The organism is Roseobacter fucihabitans, assembly GCF_014337925.2.
Lineage (GTDB): Bacteria > Pseudomonadota > Alphaproteobacteria > Rhodobacterales > Rhodobacteraceae > Roseobacter > Roseobacter fucihabitans.
Window position 1 is genome coordinate 18173 of sequence record NZ_CP143424.1, and the last position, 15751, is coordinate 33923.

The window sequence follows — 15751 nt, forward strand, 5'->3', positions numbered from 1 at the left end:
ACATGGAGAGCGTCCATAAACGAAGTTGGCATTGGTTCGTGTGTGGACGCCCCCATGAATGCAAGCACTTTTTTGGACCGTTTGGTCAGAACCCTGAGCAGGCGGAGCGGTACAGAGTAAAAACCGCCTGCTAATTTTAGACTAAAAAGCCTAAACTTTTACTTTTTGTACAGATTTGGACGATATCTGCAGGGTTCAAGGTTTCCAAACGTTCGGACAACCATCAGAGATTTCCCCGCTCACAGATCGTCTGGAGACCCATCAAACATGCAATATCGCGCCGAGATCGATGGCCTGCGGGCACTGGCCGTCCTGCCTGTCATCTTGTGTCATGCGGGTTTTTCGATCTTTTCGGGCGGCTATATCGGCGTTGATGTCTTCTTCGTCATCTCGGGGTTCCTGATCACCTCGATCCTGATCCGGGAATTGGATCAAGGCCGCTTCAGCCTGCCTGATTTCTATGAACGCCGCGCCCGGCGTATTTTACCCGCGTTGTTCTTTGTGATGGCCGCCTGCCTGCCCGTTGCCGCCATACTGTTCGTCCCCCAGGACCTCAAGGATTTCGCCCAGAGCCTGACGGCGGTGGCCTTCTTTTCCTCCAATATCCTGTTCTGGTCGGAAAGCGGCTATTTCTCCGGAGCCTCGGAACTCAAACCCTTGCTGCACACCTGGAGCCTGGCGGTGGAGGAGCAATATTACATCCTGTTTCCCCTTTGGTTGATGCTGACCTGGCGCTGGGGGATCAAAATCACTCTGATCGGCCTAACTCTCGGCTTTGCTCTAAGCCTGTTTCTGGCGCAGATGATCGTCTCACGCGATGCGTCATTCGCCTTTTTCATGCTGCCGACCCGCGCCTGGGAATTGCTGATGGGCTCTTTTGTGGCCTTTGCGCTTTTTCGATATCCTGACCTGGCGCGCCCGGGATGGCTTGCACAGGGCGGCAGCCTCGCTGGGCTGGCGCTGGTGGTTTTTGCCATCTTTGTCTTTGACAAAGAAACACCCTTCCCCAGCCTCTATACGCTGGTGCCGGTTCTCGGGGCCGCGCTGATCATCCTTTGTGCGCGCAGGGGAACACTCGTGCATGCTCTGCTCAGCCAGCGCGCACTCACCGGGATCGGGCTGCTCAGCTACAGCGCCTATCTATGGCATCAACCGCTTTTTGCCTTCACCCGTTACGCCCATGCCACCCATCCGCCGATTGCGGTGATGCTGGGGCTTGTGATCGTCACCTTCGTTCTGGCCTATGTTACCTGGCGTTGGGTGGAACGCCCGTTTCGCATCAAGGGGCGCGTCGGCCGGGCTTGGGTTTTCAATCTCAGCGCCGCAGGGCTCGTCGGATTTGCGGTACTGGGCATTGGAGGGCATCTGCTCAAAGGCGTGCCGATGCGCTTTTCACCGGTGAAACAGGAGCTTTTCGCCAGCGCCAGCGCCTCTCCCAAACGCGGGGCCTGTCACAATATCGCCCAGCCCGACAATGTCTGCCATTACTTCGTCGATGCCCCGACATGGGCGGTGTTCGGGGACAGCCACAGTATCGAGCTGGCCTATGGCCTGGCCACGCGGTTACGCGCGCAAGACATTGGCGTCATGCAATTTTCCTATGCCGGATGCGGGCCGCAATTGGGGACGGATCACACGGATAAATGCGGTCAGTGGTCCACCCGCAGCATCGATCACATTCTGGCCAATGACACCATCGATACGGTTGTGGTTTCCTATCGCATTGCCGCCTATCTGGCGGGAAAGCACGAAAACATCTATCCCGCGCAACCTGATCTCGTCGGCCCGGAAAAACAGGCGCAGGTCTGGGAGAGCTATATCAAAACGATTCAGGCCTTCGTGGATCGCGGCAAGACCGTGCATCTTGTGCTGCAGGCTCCCGAAGTCCCGGCGGATATCAAACAGATGGTGCGCCGTGCGGGGTCAGAGGCGATTGCGAAGGAAAATTTCGGGCTGGCGGGTGTGCCGCGCAGTTGGTGGGAAGCGCGCATGGCATATGTCACGCAGCGGTTGGGGGATATTCCTGCGGCGGTACAGATCCACGACCCGGCTGATACGTTTTGTGATGCAGCCACCTGTTATCTGGCGCATGATAAACGGGCGCTGTATTTTGATGACGACCATGTCTCTCTCGCCGGGGCAGGGCTCATTGCGGATCAGATCCTCAAGGGGTCCGAACCAGAACCCGGATCGCTCGCAGGGATCAATCCGCGCCGGAAAGGTCCCGGGTAAAGACCTTATCGGCCACATCTTCCAGGGCCGCTTCGCGCCGGTTGGCCACGATCACATCTGCGTCGCGTTTGAACACGTCCAAATCCCGCTCCACGCGCGAGTTGAAGAAATCACCCTCCAGCAGATGCGGTTCATAGACGATCACCTCAACCCCCTTGGCGCGGATCCGCTTCATGATGCCCTGGATGGAGCTGTCACGAAAATTATCCGAGCCTGCCTTCATCACCAGCCGGTAAATGCCGACCACCTTGGGGCGCATTTCGATGATCCGCTCGGCCAGGAAATCCTTGCGCGTGGTATTGGCATCCACAATCGCGCGGATCATGTTTTGCGGGATGTTGCTGTAATTGGCCAGCAGCTGTTTGGTGTCCTTGGGCAGGCAATAGCCGCCATAACCAAAAGAGGGGTTATTGTAGAAATTGCCCACCCGCGGATCCGCGCTGACACCTGAGATGACCTCGCGGCTATCGAGCCCCAGCGCCATGGCATAGCTGTCGAGTTCGTTGAAATAGGCCACGCGCATCGCCAGATAGGTATTGGCGAAAAGCTTGATCGCCTCGGCCTCGGACGCCCCGGTCAACAGCACTGGCACGTCTGTTTCCTCAGAAACCGCCAGCATCATATCCGCAAAGATCCGCGCGCGTTCGGAGCGCTCCCCCACCACGATCCGGCTGGGGTGCAGGTTGTCATGCAATGCACGCCCTTCGCGCAGGAATTCGGGGGAAAAGATCACCTGATCCGTGTTCATTTCCGCGCGTACCCGCTCGGTGAATCCGACAGGAATCGTCGATTTGACCACGATGGTGGCGGTTTTATTCAACGCGATCACATCGCCGATCACCGCCTCCACGGAAGAGGTATCAAAAAAGGCGGTCTTGGGATCGTAATTCGTCGGTGTGGCGATGATCACGTAATCCGCACCCGTAAACGCCTCTGCCTTATCCAGCGTTGCGTGCAAGTTCAGCCCGCCGCGCGCCAGCCGTTCTTCGATGTCAGGATCCAGGATCGGCGCGCGCCCCGCGTTCAGATCCGCAACCCGCCCGGCGTCCAGATCGAGCGCGACCACCGCGTGGGTCCCCGCCAGCAGAACCGCATTGGACAGCCCCACATATCCAATTCCGGCCACCGCGATTTTCATATTCTTCATCCTTTAACAGCGCCTGCACCTTCTAAGCGCGCGCGCGCCGTTTCGCACGCGAAATATCGGTTTTCCAAAGCAGAGTTAACAACATGTTGCCCCACCGGTTGGGCTGTTAGTGCGTCCCTTACCCCGGATGGGGATGCTGGGCAGATGTTCTGGCACCACAGGTATGGCCGCGCAGGGCCGCTCACATTTACAGGCAGGTCCCGGATTCAAATGGCCGCCTCACAATACCCCCCGAAAGGACCGCCCCATGGCATGGCATAACAGCACAACCCCCTTTGACGTCGCCCCCGGCAAGAACCACGACCTGCCGATGACCATCGTTCTGGAGCCCAATGGCGGCTCGGCCCAGATCCAGCTGCGCGACAGCGCGGGGGCATGGTTCACCCCGGATGCGGCGGATTTCACCCTGACACAGGCGGGCCCCTACCGCGTTGAGCGCGCCAATACACCGGGGATGCGCATCATCGCCACGGGCAATGCGACTTTTGAAGTGACGCTGGCCGCATGATCCGCAAGACGCTGATCCTGCCCTTGGTGCGCAAGGGCCTTTCGGGAAAAGGCGAGGGGCGCACAAACCCGGCCCGCCCCTTGAGCGTGCGCTTTGAGGACGGCGCCCTCACGATCACGCCCCAGCGCCCGAGCGTTCCCGCCCGCTTCACCGTTGCCTTTGGTGACGGCGCCCTCACGATCATCCCCTAGGAGGCGATATGCCTGATAATTTTCTCATTCTCCCCGCCTCCGATGTCTCGGGCGGCAGGCTCACGACGCTGAGCCGCGCGACGATCACCACCGATCTGAACCTGAGCGTCACCGGGTTGACCAATGGCACCGAAGTGGTTGTCTATCAGCTTGGGCCCGGCGTGAGCGGTACGCCTCAGGCCCTCCCCGCCAACACCGAAACCCATGTCTTTGCGCTGGCCGGTCAATCCAACATGATCGGGCGCGCGGCTTTTGACGGCGGTGCCAAATGGCCCGCAGGCACGATGCAGATCGGGCGGGGGACGCAAAACGGCGCGCTCATTCCGGCACAAAACCCCGCAGACGGGCCAACCACCTCGCGTCCGCTGGCGCATTTCAGCCCGACTCTGGGGGACATGGGGCTCGATCTCCAATTCGCCATTGATTATCTGGCGGATAAGCCCGGTGTGAGCCTGATGTTCATCCCCTGTGCGCAGGGGGCGACGGGGTTTTCGGACAATGCCTGGAACCCGGGGAATTGGCTTTATAATGACACGATTGCGCGGATCAACGCTGCGATAGCCGCCCATCCGGGGTTTCTGTTCAAAGGCTTCCTGTGGCATCAGGGTGAAACCGATGCGGGTATTGCGGGCACCTATGCGGGCTTGCTGGATGATATGATCACCAATATGCGCGCCGATGTGAGTGCCGCAGATGCCACCACGCCCTTCATTCTGGGCGGGCTGGCGTCGGGTAATGTGGGCCGGGATGTGATCACCGACATCATCGCCCAAACGCCTGCACGCGTGTCTTATACCGGTTTCGCCGATGCCGCCGGCCTGGGGCGCAACGATGCAAATCACTTCAACGCTGCGGGCCTGCGCGCGCTTGGCAGCCGATATAATGCGGCCATTGCACAGGCCGTGGCAAATGTGCCGGTTGCGGCCACGGCCCCCGCTGCGCCCACCGGCCTCGCGGCGGTGGCGGGGGACGGTGAGATTACCCTCACCTGGACCGCGCCCAATGAGGACGGCGGCGCACCGATCACCGATTACCAGATCGAGCGGGACGGTGGATCAGGCTTTGCACTGATTGCGGATGGTCCCGGCACCGGCACGACATTCACCGACAGCGGGCTGGTCAATGGCACCGCCTATACGTATCGCCTGCGCGCCGTGAACAGCACCGGCCCCGGTCCGGCATCCGCGACGGCTACCACCACACCCATCGCACCGATCATCACCCCCCCCACCGGCCCCGTGCCAGAGACCGGTGCCGTGGCACATTGGCTCTTTGGCGATGACAATACCACCAACGCCGATCTGATCAGCGCCCGCCTCGCCAGCGGCCCCGCGCATGCGCAATCCACCGGCTACATCACCAGCCCGGCGGGCATTCAACAGGGTCTGGACACGGGCATCGCCGAGGCAGACATCCAGACCATGTGTTTCGTGTTCCAGCTGGCAGGGACAACCAATTCCATCATCGGCGGCACGCTCGAAGCGCCGGGGGGGGATCTGTCAACGGGTGTGTCCCCCTTTAGCGTGGTGCCCTCCAAACTCTGGGTCAATATGCGCGGCGGGTGGGGCAATACCCAGGTCAGCGGGACCACCCCGCTTGCCAATGGTTTTGCCTTTGTCGCGGTCTCCAAGAACGTGAGCACGGGCGCGTATGTCCTGTTTGTGGGGGACCTCGCGGGCAGCCACGTGGTCGCGGGCAGCGCCAGCCAGACCACCTCCCCGCGCAGCATCGGGATCGGCAGCCTCTATTTCAGCAATGCAAATTTCAACGGGCAGATCTCCACAGCCGAAACCATCATCTTCGACAGCGCCAAGACGCAAACGGAGATCGAAGCAATCTACCAACGCAGCCGCACCCGCCTTGCCGCGCGGAGTGTGACGGTGCTGTGAAGCACCTTTGGCGCACCCTCGACGGGGTGACCTGGCTCCCGTCACGCGCTGCTGTTTCTGAGCCCTTCCAAAGTGACGCGCAAGGCCATAGCACAACACATATGATCCTCTGCGCACCCCTTGTATATCCTGGGGTACGCCACAAAAGGCTTTCCCATAGCCTCGTGTTCAGGCCACTTTTGGTGCGATCAATCAAACGTCCATGCCCCCCTTTTAACAGACAAGCTAGAAGCTGTCCGGTGGGCTTAGAGGTAAGTCGCGTCGATTGAAATCGTTTTGTTGCCCAGTGCTTCAGAAGCAAGCCCTTCCATGATCCGGGCAAATACCCCCATATCACTCCACCGTTTCCAACGATTGTAGAGCGTCTTGGCAGGACCGTATTCTTTGGGTGCATCACACCAACGTAAACCATTGCGATTGGTAAATATAATGCCACTTAAGACACGTCGACCATCAACGCGCAGTACGCCATGGCTCTTTGGAAAGTAGGGCCGAATCCGCGCCATTTTACCTTCGTTCAGCCAGTAAAGATTGCTCACAAAGTCCCCCAGATGGAGAGCTATGAATCATGCAGCTATCTGAGCCTCAAGTGAATTAATGGGGCTTGAGCCTAAGACACCGTTTATAAACACCACAGCGATATAAGTTGATCAATTGGGACTGGAAAAAACTTCCTTTTTCCTGTTGAAGGATTTCAATGACACGTGACGCTGCGCCATATGACCTGGTCATTTCCATCATCAATTACCGCACGGGCGCATTGACGATTGCCTGTGTGGCTTCGGTGATTTCGGATTTGCGCATAACGCTGGGGGTTCGTGCCCATATCGTTGTCGTTGATAATGCCTCAGGAGATGGATCAGAGGTTGAGATCGCCGACTGGATTACCGCGCAGGGGCCCGATGTCCCCATGACCCTGATCCAATCCCCCCGCAATAGTGGGTTTTCGGGCGGGCATAATCAGGGGATGAGTGCGCGGCGCGCGGATTTCTACCTGGTGCTGAACTCGGATGCCGTTTTGAAGCCGGGGTTTTGCGGCGCGCTTTTGGAAGCGGCGCGCGCCACGCCCGAGGCGGGGCTTTTTACCCCGCGCATCGAGACGGAGGAGGGCGCGCCGCAATCCAGCTGTTTCCGCATGCATTCCCCGATCAGCGAATTGATCCGCGCCGCCGCCACTGGCCCTGTCACGACGTTGTTTCAACGCCATGTCGTGGCCCTGGACATGCCGCCCGACCCCGATCAGATCGGCTGGGCCAGCTTTGCAGGTATTTTGCTGCGCGCTCAGATGATCGAGGAGGTGGGCCTGATGGATGAGAGCTATTTCCTCTATTTTGAAGATACCGAATATTGCCTGCGTGCGGGCCGTGCCGGCTGGCGCATTGCCTATGTGCCTCAGGCGCGTTTCGTGCATTTCGTTGGCGGGAGCACTGCGGTCAAGGCCATGACCGAGGCCCGTAAAAGGCTCCCTAAATACTATTACGCCTCGCGCACGCGACTCTTGTACCAGGCGCATGGGCCTATGGGTCTACTCGCGGCCAACCTCTTGTGGCACTTGGGGCGTGGTATAGCGCAGCTGCGTTGGTTCGCTGGCAAGCCGGTGCCCGCTGCCATGGCACAGGAATGGCGCGATATCTGGACCAATGTGCTGACGCCTTTGGGCGATAGCCATCAGCCGAAGGGCAGTTGATGGGTTTGTCGGATCCGATACGCGCCTGCTGGTTTTTGCATCATGGCTGATGTCGCCGCTGTCATCATCGGGCGCAATGAGGGCGCGCGGCTGATTGCCTGTCTGGCCTCAATGGGGCAGGGGTTTGCGCGCATCATCTATGTCGATAGCGGATCAACGGATGGATCCCTTGCTGCGGCAAGGGACGCCGGGGCCGAGGGGATTGCCCTTGATATGGAGCGCCCCTTTACGGCGGCGCGCGCGCGTAATACCGGGATTGCGGCGTTGAAAGCGGGTGATGCGCCCGATTTTGTGCAATTTATTGACGGCGATTGCATTCTGGACCCCCGTTGGGTTCCTGTGGCGCTGGAGTTCATAACCAAACGGCCAAAGGTTGCCGCCGTATGTGGCCGTCTGCGCGAACGCTTCCCTGAGGCGTCTATCTATAACCGCCTGTGTGACGCGGAATGGGATACGCCCATTGGGCAGGCCAAGGCCTGCGGTGGCATTGCGATGATGCGGTGGGAAGCGCTTGAAGCGGTGGGCGGGTTCAACCCCGAACTTATCGCCGGCGAAGAACCCGAGATGTGCCTGCGGATGCGCAGGTTGGGCTGGCAAATCTGGCGGATCGATGCGGAAATGGCGCTGCATGATGCGGCAATGCTGCGCTTTGGGCAGTTCTGGAAACGCGCCCGGCGCGGCGGGTATGCCTATGCCCAGGGGGCGGCGATGTATGGGCGTGCTCCCGAGCGTCACGGGGTGGCTGGTGTGCAGCGTATTGTGCTCTGGGGGGCGGTGATCCCCGTGCTGACACTGCTCGGCATAGGCGTCTTCGGCCCCATCGCATTATCCATGCTGGCGCTCTACCCGCTCCAGATGGTTCGGATCGCGCGGCGCAAGGGGGCCACACGCGCCGCATGGGAACAGGCCACTCTGCTGACGGTTGGAAAATTCGCGGAACTGCAAGGCATCGGAGACTACCTCTGGCGGCGTTGGCGCGCGCGTGATGCAGAGTTGATTGAATATAAATGAAAATAATCAAAGCAAAACTTGCAGGGTTGTTGCCCGGCCAGAAATCTCTGGGCTCCAAGGTATTTCAGGCTGGCGGGTGGAGTATTATCCAAATCGTCATTACGAATTTACTGCGTCTGGCCAGCAATCTTATTCTGACGCGATATCTGGTGCCGGAAGCCTTTGGGATGATGGCGATGATCGGGACACTACTGACGGCGTTCGCCCTCTTCACCGATATCGGGCTATCTCAGAGCATTACCCGTGACAAAGACGGCGAGGACGATCACTTTCTGCGTGTGGCATGGACAGTCCAACTGATCCGTGGGGCCGCAATTTCTGGCTTTGTTTTACTGGCGGCTCTGGGACTGTGGGTTTTCGCACCGACCTTTGCGCCCCTTGATACTGTCTATGCCGACCCGCATTTACCGCTGCTGGTGGCCATATCTGCACTGACGCCGCTTTTGAACGGCGCGGAATCCACCGCCAAGGAACTGACAATCCGCCGGCTGCAGAACTGGCGCTTTACTGTCATCGGGATCAGCGCTCAGGTTCTCAGCCTGATTGCAATGGTCACATTTGTACAGTTCAGCCCCACCGTCTGGGCGCTGCTGGCAGGTATGCTCACCGTAAACATATTCGCGTTGGTAGCCTCGCACTTGTTTTATCCTGGTCCCAGGATGCACCTGGCCCGCGACCGCGATATTACCGACAGGCTCTGGCAGTTTGGCAAATTTCTGATGGGATCTTCGGCTTTTACTTTTGTCGCGCAGCAGGCGGACAAGTTTATTCTGGCCGCCTTATTGGATGCGACCACCTTTGGACTATACGTTATCGCCCAAATATGGGTAATGGCCGGACAAATGCTGATCTCAAGGCTGATGACCCGCGTCGGTTTTCCGGCAATGAGCGATGTCATGCGCAACCGGCCTGAGGAGTTGCATCGCTTGTTCCGAAAATTTCAGAATGTCATCGATCTTTTCTGCCTATGCACTTTTGTGCTAGCGTTTCTGTTCGGGAGCATACTGATTCAAAGCATTTATACATCAGAATATCACACTGCCGGTTCCTATTTGTCAATCTTGTCATTGAGTTTCCTTATGATGCGGTTCCAGCCGTTGGATAGCCTGCTGATAAACATGGGTAACAGCCGATCCGCCCTTATCATTTCCGCGGGACGGGCGGTTTCAATCTGCATTACGATCCCATTGAGTTATAACCTTTTAGGGTTCGAGGGCACTTTACTGGCGGTTGCGGTGAATACCGGGCTGACGGCTCCCTATACACTGACCCTGTTGCGTCCGATTTTGGGTGAAAAACAATTCCGCTTTGATAGTTTCTGGCTTGCTGCGGCGGTTTTAATATCCGGAGTGGTCTATATGACAGTCTAGTGTTCCATAGGTGATACTTGTAATTCCTTTTCTAAAAGAGAAAGTGAGATGCTAACATGCTCAATTCACTAATCGGGGTATTGCTCCGGCTTATCCGTGTTGTTCTGAACGTAGATCATAACAAGGTCGCGGTTTTGCCATCCGCCAGCGCCGGCAGTCTGGGCGATCAGGCGATGTTGGATAGCATCACGACTCAATTGATTCAGAAATCTGCAAAGACTCCAGTCCTGATTGCACGCCAAAGCGATAATATCTCGCTGCGCAACCCGGTGACGCTGGCTATTTTTGATGCGCCGGGTGTTATGAGAAAATTACGCGCAGCCAAGCAGATTCTTAGCTGCGGCCAGATGTTATTCATCGGCGCAGATGTAATCGATGGCGGTTATGGCGGCGATTGCAGAAGACTAGGCGTGCTGGATGTCGCAGCGCGCGCAGGCATGGGGTGTGCTGCCGTGAACTTTTCTTTCTCTGAACATCCGGGCCCGGCCGCAGTGGCGCGCTTGCACCGACTATCACCAGTACACATGTATTCGCGCGACCCAATTTCACTGAGACGGTTTCACAAGGTGGTTGGTCGTGAGGCTGTGCAAGTGGCAGACGTGGCTTTTTTACTGAAACCGGAGGCCAGTTCTAACAACGCCAAAATCGCAATTTCCTGGGCAAAAGAGCAGCGCGAGGCGGGTAGTTGCGTTCTCGGCGTTAACGTCGGAGGTACCACTCTGTCCATGATGAAAGGTGACGGACTGGATAGTATCGGGCGATCTCTTGAGGGATGGCTAAGCACGAACCCTGACCGTGCGGTTCTGCTCTTGCCACATGATTACAAACCACAGCCCGTGGGGGATGTGGAAGCGCTACAGGCGCTGCTGGATCGGCTGAGCCCGCAGTTTGGGAACCGAGTGCATATGGTGCAGTTTCCCTTCGAGACATGGGACGTCAAAGCCATGGCTGATGTTCTCGATTTTGCGCTGTTGGCGCGGATGCATTTTGCCGTCGCTTGTCTGGGGATGGGCGTGCCGCCTTTATGCATTGCTTATGCTGGTAAGTTCGAGGGGATGATGCAGCATTTCGGACTAGAAAATATGCTTGTCAGCAATGAAGAAGTTCTGGATCCGGCTGTTTTGCTAGCTCGGCTAGAAGTATTTGAAGCTGCCATGCCAATCATGAAAGAAAAGATTAATGCAGCTCTACCCGAGGTCAAGGAGCTTTCGAAAAGGAATTTTGCGTGGCTCTGAACCCTGACAAGCGCCTTTTACTGATCATACCGGACGGGTCGATAAATCACAGGATGGGCGGCGGCCAGCGTAGCGCGATCCTGTTCAGCGCGCTCAAATCTCTGGGACCGGTTGATGTGGTCGTGTTGGGGGAAGGCACTGGAACAGGACCGCAAGAGTTTTTTCCCGGTGCCGCATCCTTCCAATGGGCACCAAGCAGTCGCTTTTCGGTGATCAAGAAAAAAGGACTGTCGCACCTGATTTACAACCTACGCCGGTTTTTGTTCGTACCCGCGTTATACGCTCCCCAAGCCAGCGTTACAGAGGCACTGGATAAACTGGTGACGCCGGCCCATCGGCTCATTGCCTGTCGTTATGCGCTAACCTATTGTGCTACCGGGCTGACAAAAACGCCTGGTCGCGATGTTTTTGTCGATATTGACGATCGCGACGATCAGACCTTTCAATCTACCGCCACGGCCGTGCTGGGAACTGGGGTCCTGGGGTGCATTTTTAGAAAATATGTTGTGCCTTCCGTTCTGCGACAGCTCTATCGCCGCCTGCCTGGAACGAGCTTCCTGTGGTATGCGAAGGCGGAAGATGACCTGAACTTGCCGGGCGTTGGTTCGGCTGTTCTGCGCAATGTGCCGTTCAACACTGATATTCCAGCCGGTGCACCGCCCCCTTCCGCCCGGCAGGATGTTGTTTTTGTTGGCAGCCATGCCCATCGGCCCAATCAGGATGGAGTCAGGTGGTTCTTGCGCGAATGCTGGCCCACCCTGCATGCACGCCACCCAGAGGCCCGGTTCCGCATCGTGGGCTTGGGCGCGTGGCAACAGTTGCAGGCGGAATTTCCTGACACGCCCGGTGTGGAATATGTCGGAACTATAGATGACATCGCCACGGCCTATTTTGACGCGCGCCTGGTCGTGTCGCCCCTGTTCGAAGGCGGGGGATCCAAGATCAAGGTGATCGAGGCCTGCGCCTTTGGCCGCCCTATCGTGGTCAGCCGACATTCTGCGCAAGGCTTCGGGGATGCGATCGCTGCGGCCTTGCCACAAAGCGATGATGCCGCAGGTTTCATCGATCTGTGCACGCAGTATCTGGCAGACCCAGATGCGGCGGATAGGCTGGGACAACACTTACAGGACCTGCAACGTGCTCATTTCTCGCGCGCCGCCGCAGAAGCACAGATCGCCGCCGATATTCGTAGTGTGATCGGGTCCTGACAGGTGATTTTGACCTGAGTTTCACGCTTTATTAAGGCCGCAGACCCTATCATCTCTGGATGATGGAGCAGACCCTCAAAGACGTTCTGATCCTGCCTCAAACTGACTATGTCGCGCGACAAACGCATCTGTGACCGCCGTGATCGGACTGACCGCCCTATGATCTTTTCTTCCAAGAGCGATCCTTACCGCGACAGCCTGGCCCGGTTGAAGCCCGCCTTCTGGGGGGTTGCGGGGTTTTCGGCCATCGTCAATGTGCTGATGCTCACCGGATCCATCTACATGATGCAGGTCTATGACCGGGTGCTCTCCAGCGGGTCGGTCCCGACGCTGGTGGGATTGTTCACCATCGTTGTGGTCCTCTATGCTTTCCTTGGGCTTTATGATTTTCTGCGGGTGCGCATTCTGGCGCGCGCGTCCGTCCACCTGGATCAGGCGCTGGCGGATCAGGTCTACCGTTCCTGGCTGCGCTCGGGCGTGCCGGGGGCTGCGGGCAAGGACGCCTCCGCCCAACCTTTGCGCGATCTGGAAGCCTTGCGCGGTTTCGTCGGGGCCAGCCCCATGGCAGGGCTCTTTGATCTGCCCTTTGTGCCGCTGTTTCTGGCGGTGCTCTTTATTATCCACCCCTGGCTCGGGTTTCTGACCATTGCGGGATCGGCGGTGGTGATCGCGCTGACCCTGCTCAATCAGGCGATGACGCAAGGCCTGGCGCAAAAGGCATTACAACATGACAGTGCCGCCCAGGATTTTGCCGAAGGCGGCAAGCGCGGTGCCGAAGCGGTGGTCGCCATGGGCATGAACTCGGCGATTACAACGCGCTGGCGCGGGCTGCATGATGACGCACTCGCCGTCGGGCAACGCACCAGTGATCCTAATGAGGCGCTGACCGCTTTTTCCAAGGCGTTCCGGATGTTGTTGCAATCCACCATCCTGACGCTGGGGGCTTTTCTGGTGCTGCGCGGTGAAATTACCGCCGGCACGATCATCGCGGCCTCGCTCTTGTCCGGGCGCGCGCTTGCGCCGGTGGATCAGGTCGTGAGCCAGATGCGCGGCGTCACCAAGACATGGGCCGCGCACAAACGGCTGGGGGTATTTTTCGCCGCCCTGCCGGAGCCCACCACCCCGATCGACCTGCCCGCCCCCACCGGGCAAATCACCCTGAGCGGGGTAACCAAATTTGCCCCCGGCGCCTCCGGGCCCGATCAAAAGAAGTTGGTGCACCAGGTGACTTTCGCGCTGGAGCCGGGCGATGGTCTGGGCGTCATCGGCAATTCGGCAAGCGGGAAATCGACCCTGGCCAAGCTCTTGGTGGGGGTTTGGGAGCCAGATATGGGCGAATTGCGCATGGGCGGGGCCACGCGGGATCAATGGGATCCTGCCAAATTGGGCCCCCATATCGGCTATATGCCGCAATCGCTTTTCCTGTTGCCCGGGACGATCCGCGACAATATTGCGCGCTTTCAAGAGGATGCCAGTGACGCGGATGTCATGGCGGCCGCACAAATGGCCGGGGTGCATGACATGATCCTGGCTCTGCCGGAGGGATATAAAACCCGGGTGGGCGGGTCCGCAGGATCGGTGCAACTCTCCGGCGGGCAGGTACAGCGCGTTGGTCTGGCCCGCGCGGTCTTTAGTAAGCCCGCGCTGGTGGTTCTGGATGAACCCAACGCCAACCTTGATACCGCCGGGGATGAAGCCCTGACGCAAGCGATTGTGAGCCTGCGCGAAGCCGGCACCACGGTGGTTGTGATGGCGCATCGCCCCTCCGCGATTGCCGCCGTCAATAAGGTGCTGGTGCTCAAGGATGGTCAGCAGGTGCAATGCGGCCCCAAAGAAGAAGTGCTGGGCAAGGTTCTGGCCCCTGTGCCGCCCCAACCGCCCCCGAGGCAGGCCGCCTCCGCCTAAGTGGGCGGATGCAGGCCCGATCCCAAGAACAGGAATGACGTGATGAGCACTCAGACACTTGCCGCCCCGGATGATTTGACACTGCGCCTGTCGATGCGCCCTGTCTTTCTGGTGGGTCTGATCGGGTTGGTGGGCCTGTTCGGGGGTTTTGGCCTCTGGGCCGGCACAACCGTGATCAGCGGCGCGGTGATCGCGCAAGGCCAGGCCGTCGTGCGCGGCAGTGCCAAACAGGTGCAACATCTGGATGGCGGGATCGTAGCAGATATTCTGGTGCAGAATGGCGATGGCGTAGAGGCGGGGGATGTGTTGATCCGGCTGGACCCGACGCTGGTGCGCATGAACCTGGATGTCACCCGCCAACGCTTGGCCGATGCGCTGACCCAGCAGGCGCGTTTGCGCGCCGAGCAACAGGGGTTGGGCGAGTTGGTTTTTACCTATCCCGACCTGCCCTTCGAGATACCGGATATGGGGACCAATGAGGCGGGTCAACGCGCGATCTTTGCCGCCCGCGCCGCCGTGCAGACCGGCGGGCGGGAGCAATTGGCCGAAGCGTTTTTGCAGTTTGAAAACCAGATCGCGGGGCTGACGTCCCAGATGGAGGCCATTGCCGCACAGATCGGTTTCATTACCAAGGATCTCGATAGCATGCAGACCTTGGTGGAGCGCAATCTGGCGCGCCAGAGCCAGCTCAATGATCTCAATCGCACCCGCGCTGATCTTGAGGGGCGTCGTGCGGGGTTGGCTTCTGATATCGCGCAGCTCAGCAATGCGCGCCGGGAGGCCGAAATCCAGACCCTGCAAAGTGAGCGCGCGTTTCAGGAATCCGTTGTGACTGATCTGCGCACCATCACCAGCCAGGTGGATGAATTGATCCTTGATATCGTCACGCGCGCCGCGCAACTGGACCGGATCAACATCCGCGCGCCCGCCGCCGGGATCGTGCATGAATTGCAAATTTCGACGGTGGGGGGCGTGATCGAACCGGGGCAGGTGATCACCGAGATCATCCCGCAAGGCCAGGCGCTGGATTTCGAGCTGCGCGTGCAGCCGCAAGACATCGACCAGGTGCATATCGGGCAAGAGGCCGAAACGCTGATTGCTGCTTTTGATGTCAATGAGACGCCCAAGCTGATCGGGTCGGTCGCGCGGATTTCACCCAACGCCATTGAGGACCCCCAGAGCGGGCAGAGTTATTACCTGATCAACCTGGCGGTCCCGACAGAGGAAATCGCCCGGCTGGGTGGGTTGCGGATCAAGCCCGGCATGCCCGTAGAGGCGTATCTCGCGACCTCGGATCGCACGGTGCTGGGCTATCTGATCTCCCCCGTCACCGCCCAGATGCGGCGCGCCTTTCGTCAATAAGACCCG

At 58.8% G+C, this 15751-nt stretch carries 12 protein-coding genes and 1 pseudogene; 11 read left to right on the forward strand and 2 right to left on the reverse strand.

What is annotated here, in order from left to right; all coding sequences use genetic code 11:
- The first annotated feature begins 267 nt into the window (after positions 1-267).
- Entirely contained in the window at positions 268-2232 is a 1965-nt protein-coding gene (locus ROLI_RS22145; RefSeq protein WP_187431392.1) for an acyltransferase family protein, read from the forward strand.
- On the opposite strand, the gene ROLI_RS22150 is transcribed toward ROLI_RS22145, so the two are convergent.
- Positions 2204-3370 carry a nucleotide sugar dehydrogenase gene (locus tag ROLI_RS22150; protein WP_187431393.1) on the reverse strand — a complete coding sequence of 389 codons (1167 nt, stop codon included), beginning with the start codon at positions 3368-3370 and terminating at the stop codon, positions 2204-2206. The two genes, ROLI_RS22145 and ROLI_RS22150, sit on opposite strands and share 29 nt — an antisense overlap.
- Before the next feature lie 256 nt (positions 3371-3626).
- Between ROLI_RS22150 and ROLI_RS22155 the strand changes: the two genes are divergently transcribed.
- Genes ROLI_RS22155 through ROLI_RS22165 form a run of 3 tightly spaced genes read left to right on the forward strand, consistent with a single transcriptional unit; the run spans position 3627 to position 5967 of the window.
- Positions 3627-3887, forward strand: coding sequence for a hypothetical protein (locus ROLI_RS22155; RefSeq protein ID WP_262386612.1), 261 nt, complete (start codon positions 3627-3629; stop codon positions 3885-3887).
- Positions 3884-4078: a hypothetical protein gene (locus tag ROLI_RS22160; protein WP_187431394.1), complete on the forward strand. Its 195-nt coding sequence runs from the start codon at positions 3884-3886 to the stop codon at positions 4076-4078. The genes ROLI_RS22155 and ROLI_RS22160 overlap by 4 nt, the downstream gene beginning before the upstream one ends.
- An 8-nt stretch (positions 4079-4086) precedes the next feature.
- Positions 4087-5967, forward strand: a complete 1881-nt coding sequence (locus tag ROLI_RS22165) for a sialate O-acetylesterase (RefSeq protein WP_187431395.1) — start codon at positions 4087-4089, stop codon at positions 5965-5967.
- Between the two features lie 157 nt (positions 5968-6124).
- On the opposite strand, the pseudogene ROLI_RS22170 reads toward ROLI_RS22165, so the two are convergent.
- A pseudogene (locus ROLI_RS22170) lies at positions 6125-6506 on the reverse strand (transposase); the annotation flags it as partial.
- A gap of 158 nt (positions 6507-6664) precedes the next feature.
- On the opposite strand from ROLI_RS22170, the gene ROLI_RS22175 reads away from it, so the two are divergent.
- The 7 genes from ROLI_RS22175 (at position 6665) to ROLI_RS22205 (ending at position 15745) form a co-directional block, all read left to right on the forward strand.
- Positions 6665-7654: a glycosyltransferase family 2 protein gene (locus tag ROLI_RS22175; RefSeq protein ID WP_187431396.1), complete on the forward strand. Its 990-nt coding sequence runs from the start codon at positions 6665-6667 to the stop codon at positions 7652-7654.
- A gap of 42 nt (positions 7655-7696) precedes the next feature.
- Entirely contained in the window at positions 7697-8665 is a 969-nt protein-coding gene (locus ROLI_RS22180; RefSeq protein ID WP_187431397.1) for a glycosyltransferase family 2 protein, read from the forward strand.
- Positions 8662-10035, forward strand: coding sequence for an oligosaccharide flippase family protein (locus tag ROLI_RS22185; protein ID WP_187431398.1), 1374 nt, complete (start codon positions 8662-8664; stop codon positions 10033-10035). The genes ROLI_RS22180 and ROLI_RS22185 overlap by 4 nt, the downstream gene beginning before the upstream one ends.
- A 56-nt stretch (positions 10036-10091) precedes the next feature.
- Positions 10092-11270: a polysaccharide pyruvyl transferase family protein gene (locus tag ROLI_RS22190; RefSeq protein ID WP_187431399.1), complete on the forward strand. Its 1179-nt coding sequence runs from the start codon at positions 10092-10094 to the stop codon at positions 11268-11270.
- Entirely contained in the window at positions 11261-12478 is a 1218-nt protein-coding gene (locus tag ROLI_RS22195; protein WP_187431400.1) for a glycosyltransferase family 4 protein, read from the forward strand. Before ROLI_RS22190 ends, ROLI_RS22195 begins: the two co-directional genes overlap by 10 nt.
- A gap of 159 nt (positions 12479-12637) precedes the next feature.
- Positions 12638-14383 (forward strand): type I secretion system permease/ATPase, encoded by a 1746-nt coding sequence (locus ROLI_RS22200; RefSeq protein WP_262386613.1) that lies wholly within the window; start codon positions 12638-12640, stop codon positions 14381-14383.
- Between the two features lie 42 nt (positions 14384-14425).
- Positions 14426-15745, forward strand: coding sequence for an HlyD family type I secretion periplasmic adaptor subunit (locus tag ROLI_RS22205; RefSeq protein WP_187431402.1), 1320 nt, complete (start codon positions 14426-14428; stop codon positions 15743-15745).
- Positions 15746-15751 lie beyond the last annotated feature (6 nt).

Coding starts and splice junctions, on each gene's coding strand:
- ROLI_RS22205 (WP_187431402.1), top strand. CDS start 14,426: ATGAGCACTCAGACACTTGCCGCCCCGGATGATTTGACACTGCGCCTG.
- ROLI_RS22160 (WP_187431394.1), top strand. CDS start 3,884: ATGATCCGCAAGACGCTGATCCTGCCCTTGGTGCGCAAGGGCCTTTCG.
- ROLI_RS22180 (WP_187431397.1), top strand. CDS start 7,697: ATGGCTGATGTCGCCGCTGTCATCATCGGGCGCAATGAGGGCGCGCGG.
- ROLI_RS22185 (WP_187431398.1), top strand. CDS start 8,662: ATGAAAATAATCAAAGCAAAACTTGCAGGGTTGTTGCCCGGCCAGAAA.
- ROLI_RS22165 (WP_187431395.1), top strand. CDS start 4,087: ATGCCTGATAATTTTCTCATTCTCCCCGCCTCCGATGTCTCGGGCGGC.
- ROLI_RS22175 (WP_187431396.1), top strand. CDS start 6,665: ATGACACGTGACGCTGCGCCATATGACCTGGTCATTTCCATCATCAAT.
- ROLI_RS22150 (WP_187431393.1), bottom strand. CDS start 3,370: ATGAAAATCGCGGTGGCCGGAATTGGATATGTGGGGCTGTCCAATGCG.
- ROLI_RS22155 (WP_262386612.1), top strand. CDS start 3,627: ATGGCATGGCATAACAGCACAACCCCCTTTGACGTCGCCCCCGGCAAG.
- ROLI_RS22200 (WP_262386613.1), top strand. CDS start 12,638: ATGATCTTTTCTTCCAAGAGCGATCCTTACCGCGACAGCCTGGCCCGG.
- ROLI_RS22190 (WP_187431399.1), top strand. CDS start 10,092: ATGCTCAATTCACTAATCGGGGTATTGCTCCGGCTTATCCGTGTTGTT.
- ROLI_RS22145 (WP_187431392.1), top strand. CDS start 268: ATGCAATATCGCGCCGAGATCGATGGCCTGCGGGCACTGGCCGTCCTG.